This is a genomic window from Pseudomonas sp. UBA6562 (genome assembly GCF_002434265.1).
Classification (GTDB): Bacteria; Pseudomonadota; Gammaproteobacteria; order Pseudomonadales; family Pseudomonadaceae; genus Aquipseudomonas.
Window position 1 is genome coordinate 749,824 of record NZ_DJJS01000007.1, and the last position, 15,593, is coordinate 765,416.

Consider the following 15,593-nt stretch of genomic DNA (forward strand, 5'->3'; position numbering starts at 1 on the left):
CGACGAGGTTGGAAAAATTCACCATGGGTCCTCCTGGAATGGGCGTGGTGGGGCGTAGCCGCTATATCGGCAGCTGGCCCGAAAGCTGTAGGACCCAAGGCCGGCTTTTCTACGCCGCAGTGAAGCCGCCGCCGCTAAATTCCCCCAAGACTGGCTCGTTCCCTTGATGTACCCGTGCAGGCGCTGCACCCCTCGGCAGGCATGCCGCTTTCCACTCCTATGGACATCCGCCATGAGCCAGACTTCACCTTCAGCCCCTTTGAAAGACCTGATCGGCGTGGGCTTCGGCCCTTCCAATCTGGCTTTGGCCATCGCCCTGGAAGAACTCGCGCACACCCACGGCCATGCCCTCGATGCCCTGTTCATCGACAAGCAGACCGACTACCGCTGGCATGGCGAGACCCTGGCCAGCCAGAGCGAGCTGCAGATCTCCTTCCTCAAGGACCTGGTGTCGTTGCGCAACCCCACCAGCCCCTACAGCTTCGTCAACTACCTGCACCAGAAGCAGCGCCTGGCCGACTTCATCAACCTCGGCACGTTCTACCCCTGCCGCTTGGAATACAACGACTACCTGCGCTGGGCCGCCGAGCATTTCGCCACCCAGGCGCAATACGGCGAGCAGGTGCTGCGTATCGAGCCCGAGGTGCACCAAGGCCGGGTCGAGCACCTGCGGGTGGTCTCGCAGGACGGCCAGGGCCGGGAAATCGTGCGCCGTAGCCGTTCGGTGGTGGTGGGCACCGGCGGCACGCCGAAGATTCCGGAGATTTTCCGCAGCCTGAAGGACGACCCTCGGGTGTTTCACCACTCCCAGTACCTGAGCAGCGTCGCCAAACTCCCCTGCACCCAGGGCAAGGCCATGCGCGTCGCAGTGATCGGCTCTGGACAGAGCGCCGCCGAGGCGTTCATCGACCTCAACGACAGCTACCCGTCGGTGAAGGTCGACATGATCTTGCGCGCCGCCAGCCTCAAGCCTGCCGACGACAGCCCCTTCGTCAACGAAATCTTCGCGCCCGACTACACCGATCTGGTGTTCAACCAGCCGGCGGCCGAGCGCGGCAAGCTGATCGAGCAGTTCCACAACACCAACTACTCGGTGGTGGACCTGAACCTGCTCGAACGCATCTACGGCATCCTCTATCGGCAGAAAGTGGCCCACCAGTTCCGCCACAACGTGCTGTGCCGACGCCAGGTCGAAAACGTAGTGGCCCACACGGACGGCATCGAGCTGACCGTCACCGACCTTGCCACCGGCCAGCAGCAGACCCACCGTTACGACGCCGTGATTTTGGCCACCGGCTATGCCCGCAGCTCGCACCGCGAACTGCTCGCGCCGCTGGCCGGCTACCTGGAGGACTATGCCGTGGACCGCAACTACCGCGTCTTGACCAGCCCAGACCTGCAAGCCTCGGTGTACCTGCAAGGCTTCTGCGAAAGCAGCCATGGCTTGAGCGATACCCTGCTGTCGGTGCTGCCGGCGCGGGCGGCGGAGATCGGCGAAGCCCTGTTCCAGGAGCTGGGCTGCCAACGGGGGCGCATACCGCGGTCGGCGCTGGCTGACAGTGCTTGAGATAGCTACCACCCTGTCCTGTGATCCCCTTGAAACCGGCCTGCGCGACAACCGCACAGGCCGGTTTTCAGCGTCTGAAACAAATTCTTTCAATTAAGTGCGTAGGATTTTTATTCTCATTCGTCCTTACTAGTGCGGCCCATTTAGGCTGGGCGTTCGCTCGACCCCATTTCTAGAAGAACGACTGATGGCTCAATCCCCCAAAAAATCCAAATCCAGGCTGTGGTTCCTGGTCCACAGCTGGCTCGCGCTGCCGATCTGGTTTTTCGTGTTGATCGTCTGCTTCACGGGCATGCTCGCCGTGGTCAGCCATGAAATCGTCTGGTTGGCCGACCCGGACGTGCGCGCCACCGCCCCCGCTTCGGACGCCGAACGGCTGAGCTATCAGCAGGTGATCGATGCAGTGCACGAAGCCCAACCGGAACTCGCCGTCGAATGGCTGAACCAGCCCGACGGCTCGCATTTCGCGCTCAACATGGGCGTCACCCGGCCCGATGGTTCCAAGCCCACGCTCTACGTCAATCCCTACACGGGGGCGATCCAGGGCCAGGCGCCGGACTTCAACTTCCAGGCCTTTACCCGTGCGCTGCACGGTTGGTGGTTGGTGCCCTTCACGAGCGGCTACAGCTGGGGCTGGTACCTGGTGTCGCTGCTCGGGCTGCCGATGCTGGCGTCCTTGGTCACAGGGCTGGTGGTCTACAAGAAATTCTGGCGCGGTTTCTTCAAGCCGGTGCGCACGGGGCATGGCTCGCGCATCTTCTGGGGCGACCTGCACCGTCTGGCCGGGGTCTGGTCGATCTGGTTCATTGCGGTGATCTCCATCACCGGCACCTGGTTCCTGATCCAGGCGATCCTGGCCGACAACCACATCACAATTTCCAGCGAGCCCGTCGTGCCGGTGATCGCCCGCGAGCAAGTGCCGCAGATGCCCGACGGCAGCCCGGCGCCACGCATCGACCTGGACCAGGCGATGCTCATCGCGCAGCAGCAGATGCCGGGGCTGGACTTCACCTACGTGTTCATGCCGGGCACCGCCTACAGCCACATCTACATGATGGGCCGCGGCTGGTACCCGTTGATGATGCAGACCGCGTCGGTCAACCCCTATACGCAGAAGGTCGACAGCCGATTCGTGCTCTCGGACCGTACGGCCCTGGAGTTCGTCACCGAATCCATGCGCCCCCTGCACACCGGTGACTTCGGCGGCCTGGCGATCAAACTGGTGTGGTTCTTCTTCGGCCTGGTGCTGACGCTGATGGTGCTGAGCGGCCTGTTGATCTGGACCAAACGCACCGCCCAAGCCACCGCCGCCGCCCTCAAGCGCCGCGAGCGGCCGGCGCGGACTAGCGCCGACACGACACATAAAACGCCCGAGCCCGCCATGGAGGTGCAACCATGAGCCGCGCGCAAACCCTGCCGCCGACCGGCTTGAGGCACTGGTGGCTGAAGTGGCGCTTCCACTTGAATATCCTGCTGATCCTGATTCCGCTGGCATTCATGCCCAAGTACTTCGCCGACATGCGCCTGTTCCGCGGTGACGACGGCCTGGGCCAACACATCCAGGCCGACATCCCGGTGGGTCGCTGGAGCGTGAGCCTGGCCGAAATGCTCGACCAGCCACCCGTGCAAGACGGCCCGGCCGGCTATTTCAAGGTCTTCAACCTGGCCCTGTGCGCCGCCTGCGACGAAGGCGTCAAGGCCATCTACCTGCGCATCGGCAAGCCACGCAGCCTGCGCGCGGCGGGCAGCATCCTGTTCGGCTCGCAGTACCGCATGGCCACCTCGCTGCCGATTCCGCCGCGCACACGGCCCGACGCCCAGATCTGGATCACCATCGAAGGCTGGGACGGCAAGCTATACCAGGCATCCGTACCCCTGGCCGACGCATCGCCCGCGACTGCGGCCTGGCTCGCCAAACAAGGAGGCAACCCATGAAACACCTGATCCGCAGGCTCGCCCTGCCCTTGCTGATACTGGCCGCAGGCCCGGCGCTGGCCCACAATCCGATGTGCGAATGCGACGAGAAAGGCGACGGCGAAATCACCTGCAAGGGGGGCTTCTCGGACGGCAGCGGCGCCCCCGGGGTGACCCTCGACGTCATCGGCTACGACGAGCAGGTACTGGTCGGCGGCAAACTCGGCGACGACTCGACCCTGACCTTCAAACGCCCCGACGGCGAGTTCTACGTGCTGTTCGACGCCGGCCCCGGCCACGTGGTGGAAGTCGACCACGCCGACATCGCCGCGCCATGAGCCGGGCTCAAGTCGTGCGCCCGGCCGGTGCCGGGCATGAAACCCTGTACGTACTGCTGGCCGCGCTGGTGATCGTGCTGCTGGCCGCTGCCGTGGTCGGCGTACGCGGTGCCCGGGAAGACGAGGTGGCGCTGGGCGCCCACGAGATCGACGCCCGCCGCGACCTCACCCCTGCCGAGCAAGGCCTGTACACCGACCTGCGCGTGGCCGCCGACGAAATGTGTCTGCTGCGCGAAGACACTGGCAGCAGCCCCGACATCGACGTCCTCGCCGAGGAAGGGCTACCGCCGTTCGTGGTCGACGCCAGCAGCGAAAGCCGTGGCCGCCACCAATGGCAGCGCCTGAGCGACGACGCCTACCTGGGCCGTAGCCAAGCCGCAGAAGTGGCCGGGAGCTTCCTGTTGCTGCTGCCCGCCGAGGCCGACGCCGAACCGGTGGTGTGGCTGCGCCGCCAGCGCGACGTCGCGCCACCGCTCGACCGCTCCGCCACGGCCCTGGCCGACGCCGGTTGGCAGCAGGTCGTCAGCCACTACGACGCTGGGGTTACCCGCCAGCACCGCCACTGATACAAGGACTCCCCCATGTTCCGCTCCGCCCTGGCGCGTCGCGCCCTTGCCCTGCTGGTCGCCTGCGCCTTGCCCGCCCTGGCCCTGGCCGATGCCGGCAAACCCCTGCGTATCGGCATCACCCTGCACCCCTACTACAGCTACGTGAGCAACATCGTCGGCGACAAGGCCGAGGTGGTGCCGCTGATTCCGGCCGGTTTCAACCCGCACGCGTACGAGCCGCGCGCCGAAGACATCAAGCGCATCGGCACCCTGGACGTGGTGGTGCTCAACGGCGTGGGCCATGACGACTTCGCCGACCGCATGATCGCGGCCAGCGAAAAGCCCGACATCAAGACCATCGAAGCCAACCGCAACGTGCCCCTGCTGGCCGCGACCGGCATCGCCGCGCGCGGCGCCGGCAAGGTGGTCAACCCGCACACCTTCCTGTCGATCAGCACCACCATCGCCCAGGTCAACAATATCGCCCGCCAACTGGGCGAGATCGACCCTGCCAACGCGGCGTACTACACCAAGAACGCCCGTGCCTACGCCAAGCGCCTGCGCGGCTTGCGCGCCGCCGCCCTGGCCAAGGTCAGCGCGGCGCCCAACGCCAATTTCCGCGTCGCCACCATCCACGCCGCCTACGACTACCTGCTGCGCGACTTCGGCCTGGAGGTCACCGCCGTGGTGGAACCGGCGCACGGCATCGAGCCGAGCCCGGCGCAGTTGAAGAAGACCATCGACCAGCTCAAGGCGCTGGACGTCAAAGTGATCTTCTCGGAGATGGACTTCCCCTCGGCCTACGTCGAGACCATCCAGCGCGAAGCCGGTGTGCGCCTGTATCCGCTGACGCACATCTCCTATGGCGAGTACACCAAGGACAAGTACGAGGTGGAGATGCAGCGCAACCTCGACACCGTGGTGCGCGCCATCGAGGAGAACCGCACATGACCGCCGCCCAGCCCATCGGCGTCGGCGGGCCGCGCATCGAGTTCGCCGGCATCGACCTGACCCTGGGCCGCACGCGCATCCTCGAGCAGGTCAGCTTCGACGTCGCCGCCGGCAGCATCCACGCGATCGTCGGCCCCAACGGCGGCGGCAAGAGCTCGCTGATCAAGACCCTGCTCGGGCAGATGCCGCACCAGGGGCGCTTGACCCTGCACTGGCCTGGCCCGAGCGAAGTGGTCGGCTACGTTCCGCAGGCCCTGGAGTTCGACCGCGGCCTGCCGATGACCGTGGACGACTTCATGGCCGCCATGTGCCAGCGTCGTCCGGCCTTCCTCGGTTTGTCGCGCCGCGTGCGGCCGGCCATCGACCAGGCGTTGGAGCGGGTGGGCATGCTCGACAAGCGCAAGCGGCGCATGGGCGCGCTGTCGGGCGGCGAGCGCCAGCGCGTGCTGCTGGCCCAAGGACTAATCCCGGCGCCGCAATTGCTGGTGCTCGACGAGCCGATGTCGGCCCTCGACGAAGCCGGCATTCAGGTCTTCGAGCAGTTGCTGCATGCCTGGCGCGCCTCGGGCACCACGGTGCTGTGGATCGAGCACGACTTGCAGGCCGTATTGCGCCTGGCCGACCGGGTCACCGGGCTGAGCCGCCAGGTGCTGTTCGACGCCGCACCGGCCGAGGCGCTGACCCCGGAACGTCTGCTCAGCCTGTTCTCCGTCCATCCACGCCGCGAGGGCGCCGCCTGATGAGCTTCGAAGTGTTTCGCCAACTGATTCAAGAGTGGGCCGCCGCCGGGTACCTGCCCGAAGCGCTGGCCTATGGTTTCGTCATCAACGCCCTGCTGGCCGGGGCGATGATCGGGCCGGTCCTGGGCGGGCTGGGTACGTTGGTGGTGGTCAAGCGTTTCGCCTTCTTCTCCGAAGCGGTCGGCCATGCCGCGCTAACCGGCGTCGCCATCGGCATCCTGCTCGGCGAACCCTATACCGGCCCTTACGGCAGCTTGTTCGGCTACTGTCTGCTGTTCGGCATCCTGCTCAACTTCCTGCGCAACCGTACCGGGCTGTCGCCCGACACCTTGATCGGCGTGTTCCTCTCCGTGTCGCTGGCCCTGGGCGCCAGCCTGCTGCTGATGCTGGCCGGCAAGATCAACGTGCACATCCTGGAGAACGTGCTGTTCGGCTCGGTGCTGACGGTAAGCCCCGAAGACCTGCTGGTGCTCGGCATCGTCGCCTTGCTGGTGGTGGCCCTGGCGGTGCCGCTGTACAACCGCATCATGCTCGCCAGCTTCAACCCGCAGCTGGCGGCGGTGCGCGGCGTGGCGGTGAAGACCCTCGACTACCTGTTCGTGGTGCTGGTGACCCTGGTCACGGTAGCGGCGGTGAAAGTGATCGGCGCCATCCTGGTCGGCGCGTTGCTGGTGATTCCTGCGGCGGCGGCGCGCCTGGTGAGCCAGTCGCTCAAGGGCTTCTTTTTCGCCTCGGTGCTGATCGCCACACTCAGCACCCTGGCCGGCATCCTCTTGCCGATCGTCTTCGACCTGCCCATTCCGTCGGGCGCGGCGATCATTCTGGTGGCCGGCGTGTGCTTCGCCCTGGCCGCCCTGGCCCGCGCCCTCGTTCCACGCCTGCAAGGAAACCCGGCATGAACCTGTCCCTCAAGCATTTGACCCTCGCTCTCGCCCTGGCCGGTGTGCCCTGCCTGGGCGTGGCGGCGCCTGCCAGCCACGCCGGCACTGGCGCCACCGGCTCGTCCAGCGCCACGGTGACGGTCCTGACCACCTTGCCCGTCACCCACAGCCTGGCCGCCGCGCTGCTCGAGGGCACTTCGGTACGGCTCGAGCGCGCCGCGCCGGCCAACCTGCCGGCCAGCCGCCAGCCGTCGTTCTTCAGCACACGCGGTGGCCCCAGCCTGGACAAGGCCGCACGCCAGGCCGATGCCGTGATCGGCTTGCGCTCGATCTGGCGCGACGATCCGCTCTACCCAATGGCCCGGCGCAGCAACATCCGCATCGTCGAAATCGACGCTGCGCGGCCGGTAGACGGCGCTCTGCCGGGTATCGCCGTGCAGGGCGACGATGCCTTCGCCGGTTATCCCTGGCTGAGCCCGACCAACCTCGGCCGCATGGCCGACGTGCTGGCCAGCGATCTGGAACGCCTGGCACCTGCCGACAAGGCGCGCATGCAAAGCAACCTCGCCGGGCTCAAGCGCCAGTTGCTGGCGTTGCAGTCGGCCAGCCAGACGCAACTGGCCGACGTCGACAACCTGAGCGCGGTCAGCCTCTCCGAGCGCCTGAACTACCTGGCCGGCGGCATGAACCTGGACCTCATCGACCAGCCGCTGCCCGCAGGCGATCGATGGGACGCGGCGGCCCTCAAGCTGCTGGGGGACAACCTCCAGGCGAACGATGTGGCCCTGGTGCTGCATCATCGCCAACCCGACCCCGCCGTGGCCGAAGTCATCAAGGCAGCGGGCGCCAAGCTGGTGGTGGTCGACAGCGATGCCGACGACACGCTGGCTGGGCTCAAGGCCAGCGTCGAGCAAGTGGTGGCAGCCCTGCGCGGCTAACCGGCTGCGGCGCTTCCGGCAAGCAATGGCGGGAGTGCTGCGGCCAACCAGTGCTACAGGGCATCTTCATTTAGAGGGCGCAGCACCCGACCCGCGCATTCGAGCAAGCGCCTGGCCAGCTCTGGATGCTGCGCCAGAGGGGCTGCGGCGCACCGCAACACACCCAGTCACCTATGTAATGGATTGTACAAAGCAGAAGGCCAATTGCTATGCTGGCGCGCTTGGGCCACTCCCCAGGCCGCCTCTATCAGTAAGTACCGTTCATGAAAATCGCTCTCGTCCTGATCTTCGTCCTGTCCATCGGTTACGTGCACCTGCGCGGTCGCGTGCGCCACAAACTGACTCGACAACTGGGCGACCACTCCAGCTTCCTCGCGCCGATCAACTGTTTCCTCTACCTGTTCTCGCGCCACCCTGCCAAACCCTACCTGCCGGTCGAAGCCTTCCCTGAACTCGCACCCTTGCAGGCGCATTGGCAGGAAATCCGCGAAGAGGCCGTTCAGTTGCTGCATGGGGGCGAGATCAAGAAGTCGGAAAACTATGACGACGTGGGTTTCAACTCGTTCTTCAAGACCGGCTGGAAACGTTTCTACCTCAAGTGGTACGGCGAGAGCCATCCGTCGGCGCTGAGCCTGTGCCCGCGCACCACCGAACTGCTGCAAGGCATCGGCACGGTCAAGGCGGCCATGTTCGCCACCCTGCCGCCGGGCGCCAAACTGGTGCGCCACCGCGACCCTTATGCGGGCTCCTATCGCTACCACCTGGGCCTGGACACCCCCAACGACGACGGCTGCTACATCGACGTCGACGGTGAGAAGTACGCCTGGCGCGACGGTGAGGCGGTGGTGTTCGACGAGACCTACATCCACTATGCCGCCAACACCACCGAACACAACCGCATCATCCTGTTCTGCGACATCGAACGCCCGCTCAAGTACCGCTGGGCCACTGCGTTCAATCGCTGGTTCAGCCGCAACGTCATGTCCGCAGCGGCCGCGCCCAACGATGCCAACGACAAGACGGGCGCGATCAATCGTCTGTTCACCCGCATCTATCGCATCCGCGAACGCGGCAAGGCGCTGAAGAAGCGCAACCGCGCCCGCTACTACCTGGAAAAATGGGCCGTGGTGGCCGCGTTGGTCCTGGTGTTCATCTACATCTGAGTCTGTCTTGGGCCACCGGCACTTGCCGGGTGGCCTGGGGCGTCCCACACTGCGCGGTCCGTTCGCACAGGAAAGCCTGCCCATGCACATCCGCCCCATGACCCCGGACGACTTCGAGCGCTTCTGGCCCACCTTCCAGGCCGTGGCCCAGGCGCGCGAGACCTACGCCTACGCCCCCGACATCAGCTTCGAGCAGGCGCGTCAGCTGTGGTTGGAACTGCCGATGCACACCCTGGTGGCTGAGGACGAGGGGCAACTGCTGGGTTCCTACTACCTCAAGGCCAACGCCGCCGGCCCCGGCTCGCACGTAGGCAATTGCGGCTACATGGTCTGTGAAGCGGCACGCGGCCGCGGCGTGGCGCGGGCGCTGTGCGAGCACTCGCAGAAGCTCGCGCGCCAGGCGGGCCTGCTGGCGTTGCAGTTCAATTCGGTGGTGGCCACCAACGAGGTGGCGGTCGCGCTGTGGCAGGCACTGGGCTTCGAAACCGTCGGGCGCCTGCCCAAAGCCTACCGCCATGCCCGTTTCGGTCTGGTGGATTGCCTGGTGATGTACAAGTGGCTGGCCGACGAGCCGGTGACCGAGACACCGCCCTTGCTCATCGGCCGCAAGAACATCGAAGCGCGGGTGTCGCGCCGCCGAGGCCGCTGACCTGGAAGAAGTCCCGGGGTGACATCCGTGGCGCCTTCGCACAGCGCAGTGCCTTGCAAAGCCCGACATGCAACGGTTTTTTGCGCAAGCTTTGCGCTCGCTCACATTCTTAAAGGCCCTACGAGTCAAAACCGCTGCCAGGCCGTTCGTTGCGATACCCTACGCAACGTTTCCCTCTGTCCGGAATTCGCCTGATGCCTTCCTCGCCCGACGCCTCGCGTACCCCGTCCGCCGACCCTACGCTGACCTGCGCCTACGACCTGCTGCGCCACTCGCAACGCCCGCTACCAGACGCGCAGCGCGGCGCCGAATGGGCCGGGGGCTGGTGTCTGGGTTTGCCGCCCGGTATTCGCCCTAGCCAATGGCCACTCAGTGAGACCTTCGGCCACCCGCTGCGGCATGCCTTCACCCTGCACATTCCCGCGCAGTACCGCACCCAGGGCGATACGCGCGTGGCCCTGAGCCTGTTCGTCGACGATCAGTTCGACGAACTGTCGGCCAATGAAGCGGTGGAAGCCTTCTTCGCCGCTGAGCTGCCTGAAGCTGCTCCGCAAGACCCAGCACTGCACGTGCTGTGGCAACACGCCAGAGACCGCCATCCTGCGCGGTTCGACATGCGCGACATCCTCAGTACGCAATATGCCGGCCTGTGGCTGACTCAAGCCGAGTTCGACGGGACGCTCTGCCCTGCCCCGCGCTTGCCCGCCAGTACGTTGCTCGGCCCTGAGCCGAGCTGGCATACACAGCCCTATCCGACCTACTTCTACGACCTGCGCATCCGTGAACCCAACGCGCCGCCCATCGAACTGTTGCCGCACGCCGGCCTGGAAACGGCGCTGCCCATCTACGCGCAGCTGCGCGAGGGCGACCCCAACGTGGGCAAGCCGCCGCGAGAGTGGGACGACGAATGCGTCGAAAGCGGCTATGTGCCGGCTTTCGGCGAATCGGCCGAGGGACTGGACCTGGAACGCTTCTTCGGGCGCAACCATCTGGGCGGCACGATGATGCCAGTGCAGGGTTACCCGGAGTTCGGCCCACGCTTTCTGGAGTTCGAAGAGGATTTCGGCGGCTTCAACTTCGGCTGTGGTACAGGCCAGATAGACCTGGCGTCCATGCAGTTGGACTGGGCGTGCGGCTAGCAGGTCTGGACCTGGAAGGGGAGTAACGTCCATCGCGGCTGATCGGAGCGCCGAACCGGCCGCTCCAACAAACGTCATGGCCGCGATGGGCATGCTCTTGTTGGAGCGGCTTTAGCCGCGATGACCTGCGCAGCAGGTCCAATGGCCGCGATCACTTCCGGTCAGGTGCGTGGCGACACGGAGTGCTCAGCTGACCGCCATTGCTCCTTACGTTTCCCGCACTCGACACTGCGTCATCCTGTCGCAGCAAATTCCTCAGCTCGGCGACTCGCCGAACCGTAGAATCCGCCCGGCCTTTTTAGTCCAGTCGCCACGAACGCTGGCCATCCGTCGCCATGACCCTCCACGCTCCTGCGCCGCCCTGATCGACCAGGATCCATCCGCCCGCCCGCTCGTTCGCGGCCCGCGGTCGCGTCATGTCTCGGTCGCAGACATTCCCTGGCACTTTGCTGCAGCGCCGGCCTCCAAGGCCTGCTCGATCCTGCATGCCTGAAAGGGCGTCCGTCGTTTTCCTACTTCTAGAGGTACGTATGTCCGTGCGTTTGCTGGGCATGGCGCTGGCGCCATTGCTCGGGTTGTTCATCGTTGCGTTGGGCAACGGCTTCCTGTCTTCGCTGACCACTCTGCGTCTGGGCGAGGCCGGTGAGTCGGCCACCCTGATCGGTGTGGTGGCGTCCGCCTACTTTCTCGGCCTGACCCTGGGCGCGCTGTTCAACGACCGGCTGATCCTGCGCATCGGCCATATCCGCGCCTATACCTGCTTCGCCTCGCTGATCGCCGCGACCATCCTGCTGCAAGGGCTGTTCGTCGACACCTGGGGCTGGATGGTGCTGCGCCTGATCAACGGCTGGGCCACCGTCGGTGTGTTCCTGGTGATCGAAAGCTGGATGCTGCTGGCCGGCGACGCGAAGATTCGCGGGCGCCTCTTGGCGCTGTACATGATCGCGCTGTACGGCGCCGGGGTGCTGGGCCAGGCGTTCCTCGGCGAGTTGGCCGGCTGGGGCGCGACCGCGCCGTTCATGGTCGCCGGTATGCTGGCCTCGCTGTCGATCCTGCCCATCGGTGTGCTGCCGCGGGTCTCGCCCTTGCTCGACCAGGTGGAACCGCTCAAACCGCGCCAGCTGCTCAGCGTGACGCCCAGCGGGCTGGTCGGCTGCTTCGGTTCGGGCGTGGCCATCGCCGCGGTGTACTCGCTGCTGCCGCTGTACCTGCAACGCATCGGCCTGGACACCGGTGAGGTGGGCCGCATGATGGCTTGGGTGATCCTCGGCGCGATGCTTCTGCAATACCCGGTAGGGCGCTGGTCCGACCGTACCGACCGCCAGGACGTGCTGATCGTGCTGGGGGCGGTGTGCGTGGCGCTGTCGGTGGGCATTCTGCTGTTGCCGTCGGGCTCGCCACTGTTGCCTGCGCTGCTGTTTCTGCTGGGCGGCGGGGTGTTCGCGGTGTACCCGGTTGCGGTCAGCCATGCGGCCGACCGGGCGCCGGCCGACGCCATCGTGCCGATGATCCAAGGCATGCTGCTGATCAACTCGCTGGGTTCGGCGATGGCCCCGCTGATGATTTCGCCTGCGATGACCGCCTACGGTGAGACCGGCCTGTTCTGGGCTTTCGCGGTGGTCAACCTGGGCATGGTCGGGTTCTTCCTGTGGCGCCGTGGCAAGCGCCCGGCCCCCGAGCATCCGGCACCCTTCGCGCCGTCGGCGACCTTTTCGCCCACTGGCGCCGAGCTGCGGGTGACCGAAGAACTGATCCATGCGGCCCATGAGCACCCCACCATGGCCGATACGCATTCCTACGCTGAGGTAGAGACAGTCGAGAGCGCCACGCCACCCAAGACGGATGGCGCGTAACATCCAGTAACCTCAAGCGCATGACCGTCTGTCGTCTGCCGGGCACCGTCGCCCGGCCGGCGCAGCCGAACCGAATGTAAGATCCCTTCCTTCAGGAGATTCACATGATCAGCATTCGCCCGCTTTCCATCGCACTCGCCCTGAGCCTCGGCCTGGCCTCGGCCGGCAGCTTCGCAGCCACTACCGGCACCTCCACCGGCACCACAGGCGCCGGCCATTCCACCACCCATGGCACCGGCGCTGACACCAGCACCGGCATGGGTACTCCGGGCAGCACTACCCCGGGCACCACCGCAGGTGATGGCAGCAGCGTCAACTCCAACGCCAGCGGCATGAAAAACCATTCGGGCACCAGCACCGGTACGGGTACCAATGCCGATTCGGCTGCCGGCATGCCGAAGCCCAAGAACAACGACGGCAGCACCAATTCACTGCCTGGCACCGACAATACCGCGCCCAAGCAGTGAGGCATGGTCGGCGTTGACCCGTGCTTGCGGGTCACGCCATTGCCTTTGCCTTCGGCCGTGAGCCGACCGTTATTCGATGCCCTTCCCGCTTGCCCCGCCTTTCCCCTCTCTCAACGCTGCATGCAGCGCTGGTAACGCGCATCCACACGCTGTGCGAACCAGGCCGTGGTGAGCTTGCGCGTGATCTTCGGGCTTTCCAGCACGATGCCGGGTAACACCGCGCGCGACACGGGCTTGCCAGCTTTGGCATCGGCCAAGGCGAAGACTCCGGTGTAAAGCGCCGTCTCTTCGAACGCCAATCCGTCTTCCTGCTCCAACTGCCGACGAATCTGCGGGTTGCGCAAGCCAAGCTTGCCGCCCAGGGTTCGGGCCGCCTGCTCGGTCTTGCCGGGCATTAGCGCGCCGGGGTCGATCAAGTCGCCGTCAAGCGCCAGAGGAGCGCCCGTCACACGACTCAACGCCGCCTGGAACGCGGCGTCGCGGCTCGCGTACCAACCGGCGTTGAAGTCGGCGAAGCGGTACAGCGGCTGGGTGTAATGGGTGGGGTAACCCAACAGGTGGACGATGCCGAAATACAGCCCGCCCCGGCGTGTGAACACTTCCTGGCGCAAGGTTCCACTATAGGTATAGGGATAGTCCTGCGCGTGTTTCTGAGCGAAATCGACGCTGACTTGCATCGGCCCACCCGTGCGCACGGGGTTGAGCCCGGCGAACAACGTACGGCCCAGCGGCAGACTGGCGATGACGTCGTCGTACAGCGCACTCAGCTCGCCCTCGCTGCGTACGGCCAACAGGCGTTGCTGGTAGGTCTTGCCGTTGGCGGAAGTGCTGTCGAGCGCGACGTCGACCAACAGGTTGGGTATGTGCAGGCGCCCCGCACGCCGATCGATCTCCGCCCGGGCGATGCGGCCCAGGCCCGGCACCTGCGGATCGGCGTTGAAGGTCGACTCCTGCTCGGCCACCGCCAGTACCGCGCACAGGTTGCTGCGGTCGGCGGGCAGGCGCTGGGCGGCCATGGCGACTTGTATGTCTTCGGCCCAGCCCTTGCGGTCGTTGAGGTGCGCGGGTAGCAAACGCAGTAGTTGGGCGCGTACCGCGGCAGGATCGTCCTGGGGGTCGGGCGCGGCTGCGCGCTGACCGGTGCAACCTTGCAGCAACGCCAGCACCATCAATCCGGTGCAACTGGCGCGTAGGCGCCAAGAGCGGGCAGGCATCGTGGGGGGCTTGGCCGCATGCAGTGCGCTGCCGGGCGTCTGCCATGGGCAGGGCAACGACGTGGCCTGAAGCCGATCGATCAACATGCGGACGTCCCGTGCTTGGAATAGCGGCTTAGCCTCCCCTAAGCAGGGAGCCACGTCAATCAAGCGCCATCAAGCACGCAGACGATGCGGCTGCAAACGGCTGGCCAGCGCTTCCAGCACGCGATCTTCCTCGGTATGGATGAAAAAATGCCCGCCTGGAAACATCTGCAGGTCGAAGGGGCCCAAGGTCTCCTGAGCCCAAGCCAGCAACTGCTCCTGGGTGGCACGGTCAGCGTCGCCGGCCAGCACATGCAACGGGCAACGCAACGGTGGCCGCTGGCGATAGGCATAGCGGCCGCACAACAGGAAGTCGGCACGCAGGATCGGCAGGGTCAGGCCCATCAGTTCTTCGTTGGCCAATACGTCTTCAGGGGTGCCCTGCAATTGGCGCAGCTCATCGATCAACTGAGGGTCGGACTTGGGCTCGCGCCAGTCCCTGCCGTCGTATTCCTCGCGGCGCGTCGGCGCCGCCGTACCGCAGGCGAACAGGGCCGACGGCGCCGGGCAGCCCAGGGCTTGCAGCTCGTGGGCCAACTCGAACGCCAGCAGCGCTCCCAGGCTGTGCCCCAACAGCGCATAGGGCTTGCTGGCGGCCAGTCGCTGCTCGACGGCCAGTTGCCGGGCCAACGCCTGCATGTCGGTCTGCAACGCTTCGCCGAAGCGCGCGCCACGTCCAGGCAGCTCCACCGGGCGGACGTTCAGCCAAGCGGGCAGCTTCCGCCGCCAGCGCGCATAGACCATGGCGCTGGCACCCGAATACGGCAGGCACAACAGGTTCAGTGCGGTCACCGCAGGGCCTCAGGACGCGGCGCTTTCGGCCATCTTCTGGCGCAGGCTCAAGGGCCGCATGTCGGTCCACACCTCGTCGATGTAGGCCAGGCATTCGGGCTTGAAGCCGCTCTTGCCGACGGTGCGCCAGCCGTTGGGGATCGCCTTGTAGTCGGGCCAGATGGAGTATTGCTCTTCGTGGTTGACCACTACCTGGAACACGATGTCGTCGCGGTCGAATACGGAAGTCATTGCCTGTCTCCTTGAAGGTGGGGCCACTGCGTGGAACGCAGGGCAGGTCTTCAAAAGACGTAGGAGCGTTCTGAGAAATTAGTCAGACGAAACCGCAGAACCTAGCCAGTCACACCGTGGGTCA

17 protein-coding genes are annotated in these 15,593 nt (G+C 65.8%); 14 read left to right on the forward strand and 3 right to left on the reverse strand.

The genetic code is table 11. The annotated features are described in order from the left end of the window. Positions 1–232 precede the first annotated feature (232 nt). The 14 genes from B4M43_RS15355 (at position 233) to B4M43_RS15420 (ending at position 13,148) form a co-directional block, all read left to right on the forward strand. Positions 233–1,567 carry a lysine N(6)-hydroxylase/L-ornithine N(5)-oxygenase family protein gene (locus B4M43_RS15355; RefSeq protein WP_296268303.1) on the forward strand — a complete coding sequence of 445 codons (1,335 nt, stop codon included), beginning with the start codon at positions 233–235 and terminating at the stop codon, positions 1,565–1,567. Between the two features lie 187 nt (positions 1,568–1,754). Beyond that, the gene (locus B4M43_RS15360) at positions 1,755–2,966 is read left to right on the forward strand and encodes a PepSY-associated TM helix domain-containing protein (protein ID WP_296268304.1); all 1,212 of its coding nucleotides are present in this window, start codon (positions 1,755–1,757) and stop codon (positions 2,964–2,966) included. Beyond that, positions 2,963–3,502, forward strand: coding sequence for a thiamine pyrophosphate-binding protein (locus B4M43_RS15365; RefSeq protein ID WP_296268305.1), 540 nt, complete (start codon positions 2,963–2,965; stop codon positions 3,500–3,502). Before B4M43_RS15360 ends, B4M43_RS15365 begins: the two co-directional genes overlap by 4 nt. Next, the gene (locus B4M43_RS15370) at positions 3,499–3,819 is read left to right on the forward strand and encodes a hypothetical protein (RefSeq protein ID WP_296268306.1); all 321 of its coding nucleotides are present in this window, start codon (positions 3,499–3,501) and stop codon (positions 3,817–3,819) included. Before B4M43_RS15365 ends, B4M43_RS15370 begins: the two co-directional genes overlap by 4 nt. Further along, a complete protein-coding gene (locus B4M43_RS15375; RefSeq protein WP_296268307.1) occupies positions 3,816–4,385 on the forward strand; it encodes a DUF6162 family protein in 570 nt (189 codons plus the stop codon). The genes B4M43_RS15370 and B4M43_RS15375 overlap by 4 nt, the downstream gene beginning before the upstream one ends. A 15-nt stretch (positions 4,386–4,400) precedes the next feature. After that, a complete protein-coding gene (locus B4M43_RS15380; protein ID WP_296268308.1) occupies positions 4,401–5,318 on the forward strand; it encodes a metal ABC transporter solute-binding protein, Zn/Mn family in 918 nt (305 codons plus the stop codon). Next, positions 5,315–6,058 carry a metal ABC transporter ATP-binding protein gene (locus tag B4M43_RS15385; protein ID WP_296268309.1) on the forward strand — a complete coding sequence of 248 codons (744 nt, stop codon included), beginning with the start codon at positions 5,315–5,317 and terminating at the stop codon, positions 6,056–6,058. The genes B4M43_RS15380 and B4M43_RS15385 overlap by 4 nt, the downstream gene beginning before the upstream one ends. After that, on the forward strand, positions 6,058–6,957 hold the full coding sequence (locus B4M43_RS15390; protein WP_296268310.1) for a metal ABC transporter permease: 900 nt from the start codon (positions 6,058–6,060) through the stop codon (positions 6,955–6,957). The genes B4M43_RS15385 and B4M43_RS15390 overlap by 1 nt, the downstream gene beginning before the upstream one ends. A 2-nt stretch (positions 6,958–6,959) precedes the next feature. Further along, positions 6,960–7,877: a metal ABC transporter substrate-binding protein gene (locus B4M43_RS15395; protein WP_296268415.1), complete on the forward strand. Its 918-nt coding sequence runs from the start codon at positions 6,960–6,962 to the stop codon at positions 7,875–7,877. Positions 7,878–8,140: 263 nt separating this feature from the next. Next, positions 8,141–9,040 (forward strand): lipid A hydroxylase LpxO, encoded by a 900-nt coding sequence (lpxO, locus tag B4M43_RS15400; RefSeq protein ID WP_296268311.1) that lies wholly within the window; start codon positions 8,141–8,143, stop codon positions 9,038–9,040. A gap of 82 nt (positions 9,041–9,122) precedes the next feature. Then, positions 9,123–9,689, forward strand: coding sequence for a GNAT family N-acetyltransferase (locus tag B4M43_RS15405; protein WP_296268312.1), 567 nt, complete (start codon positions 9,123–9,125; stop codon positions 9,687–9,689). 194 nt (positions 9,690–9,883) lie between these two features. Beyond that, the gene (locus tag B4M43_RS15410) at positions 9,884–10,828 is read left to right on the forward strand and encodes a hypothetical protein (protein WP_296268313.1); all 945 of its coding nucleotides are present in this window, start codon (positions 9,884–9,886) and stop codon (positions 10,826–10,828) included. A gap of 530 nt (positions 10,829–11,358) precedes the next feature. Continuing rightward, positions 11,359–12,681: an MFS transporter gene (locus tag B4M43_RS15415; protein ID WP_296268314.1), complete on the forward strand. Its 1,323-nt coding sequence runs from the start codon at positions 11,359–11,361 to the stop codon at positions 12,679–12,681. A 104-nt stretch (positions 12,682–12,785) separates the two neighbouring features. Then, positions 12,786–13,148, forward strand: a complete 363-nt coding sequence (locus B4M43_RS15420) for a hypothetical protein (RefSeq protein WP_296268315.1) — start codon at positions 12,786–12,788, stop codon at positions 13,146–13,148. A gap of 110 nt (positions 13,149–13,258) precedes the next feature. On the opposite strand, the gene B4M43_RS15425 is transcribed toward B4M43_RS15420, so the two are convergent. From B4M43_RS15425 to B4M43_RS15435, 3 genes are all read right to left on the reverse strand, one after another. Next, positions 13,259–14,362 (reverse strand): DUF1615 domain-containing protein, encoded by a 1,104-nt coding sequence (locus B4M43_RS15425; RefSeq protein ID WP_296268316.1) that lies wholly within the window; start codon positions 14,360–14,362, stop codon positions 13,259–13,261. 156 nt (positions 14,363–14,518) lie between these two features. Then, on the reverse strand, positions 14,519–15,238 hold the full coding sequence (locus B4M43_RS15430; protein WP_296268317.1) for a thioesterase II family protein: 720 nt from the start codon (positions 15,236–15,238) through the stop codon (positions 14,519–14,521). A 9-nt stretch (positions 15,239–15,247) separates the two neighbouring features. Further along, positions 15,248–15,469 (reverse strand): MbtH family protein, encoded by a 222-nt coding sequence (locus tag B4M43_RS15435; protein ID WP_296268318.1) that lies wholly within the window; start codon positions 15,467–15,469, stop codon positions 15,248–15,250. Positions 15,470–15,593 lie beyond the last annotated feature (124 nt).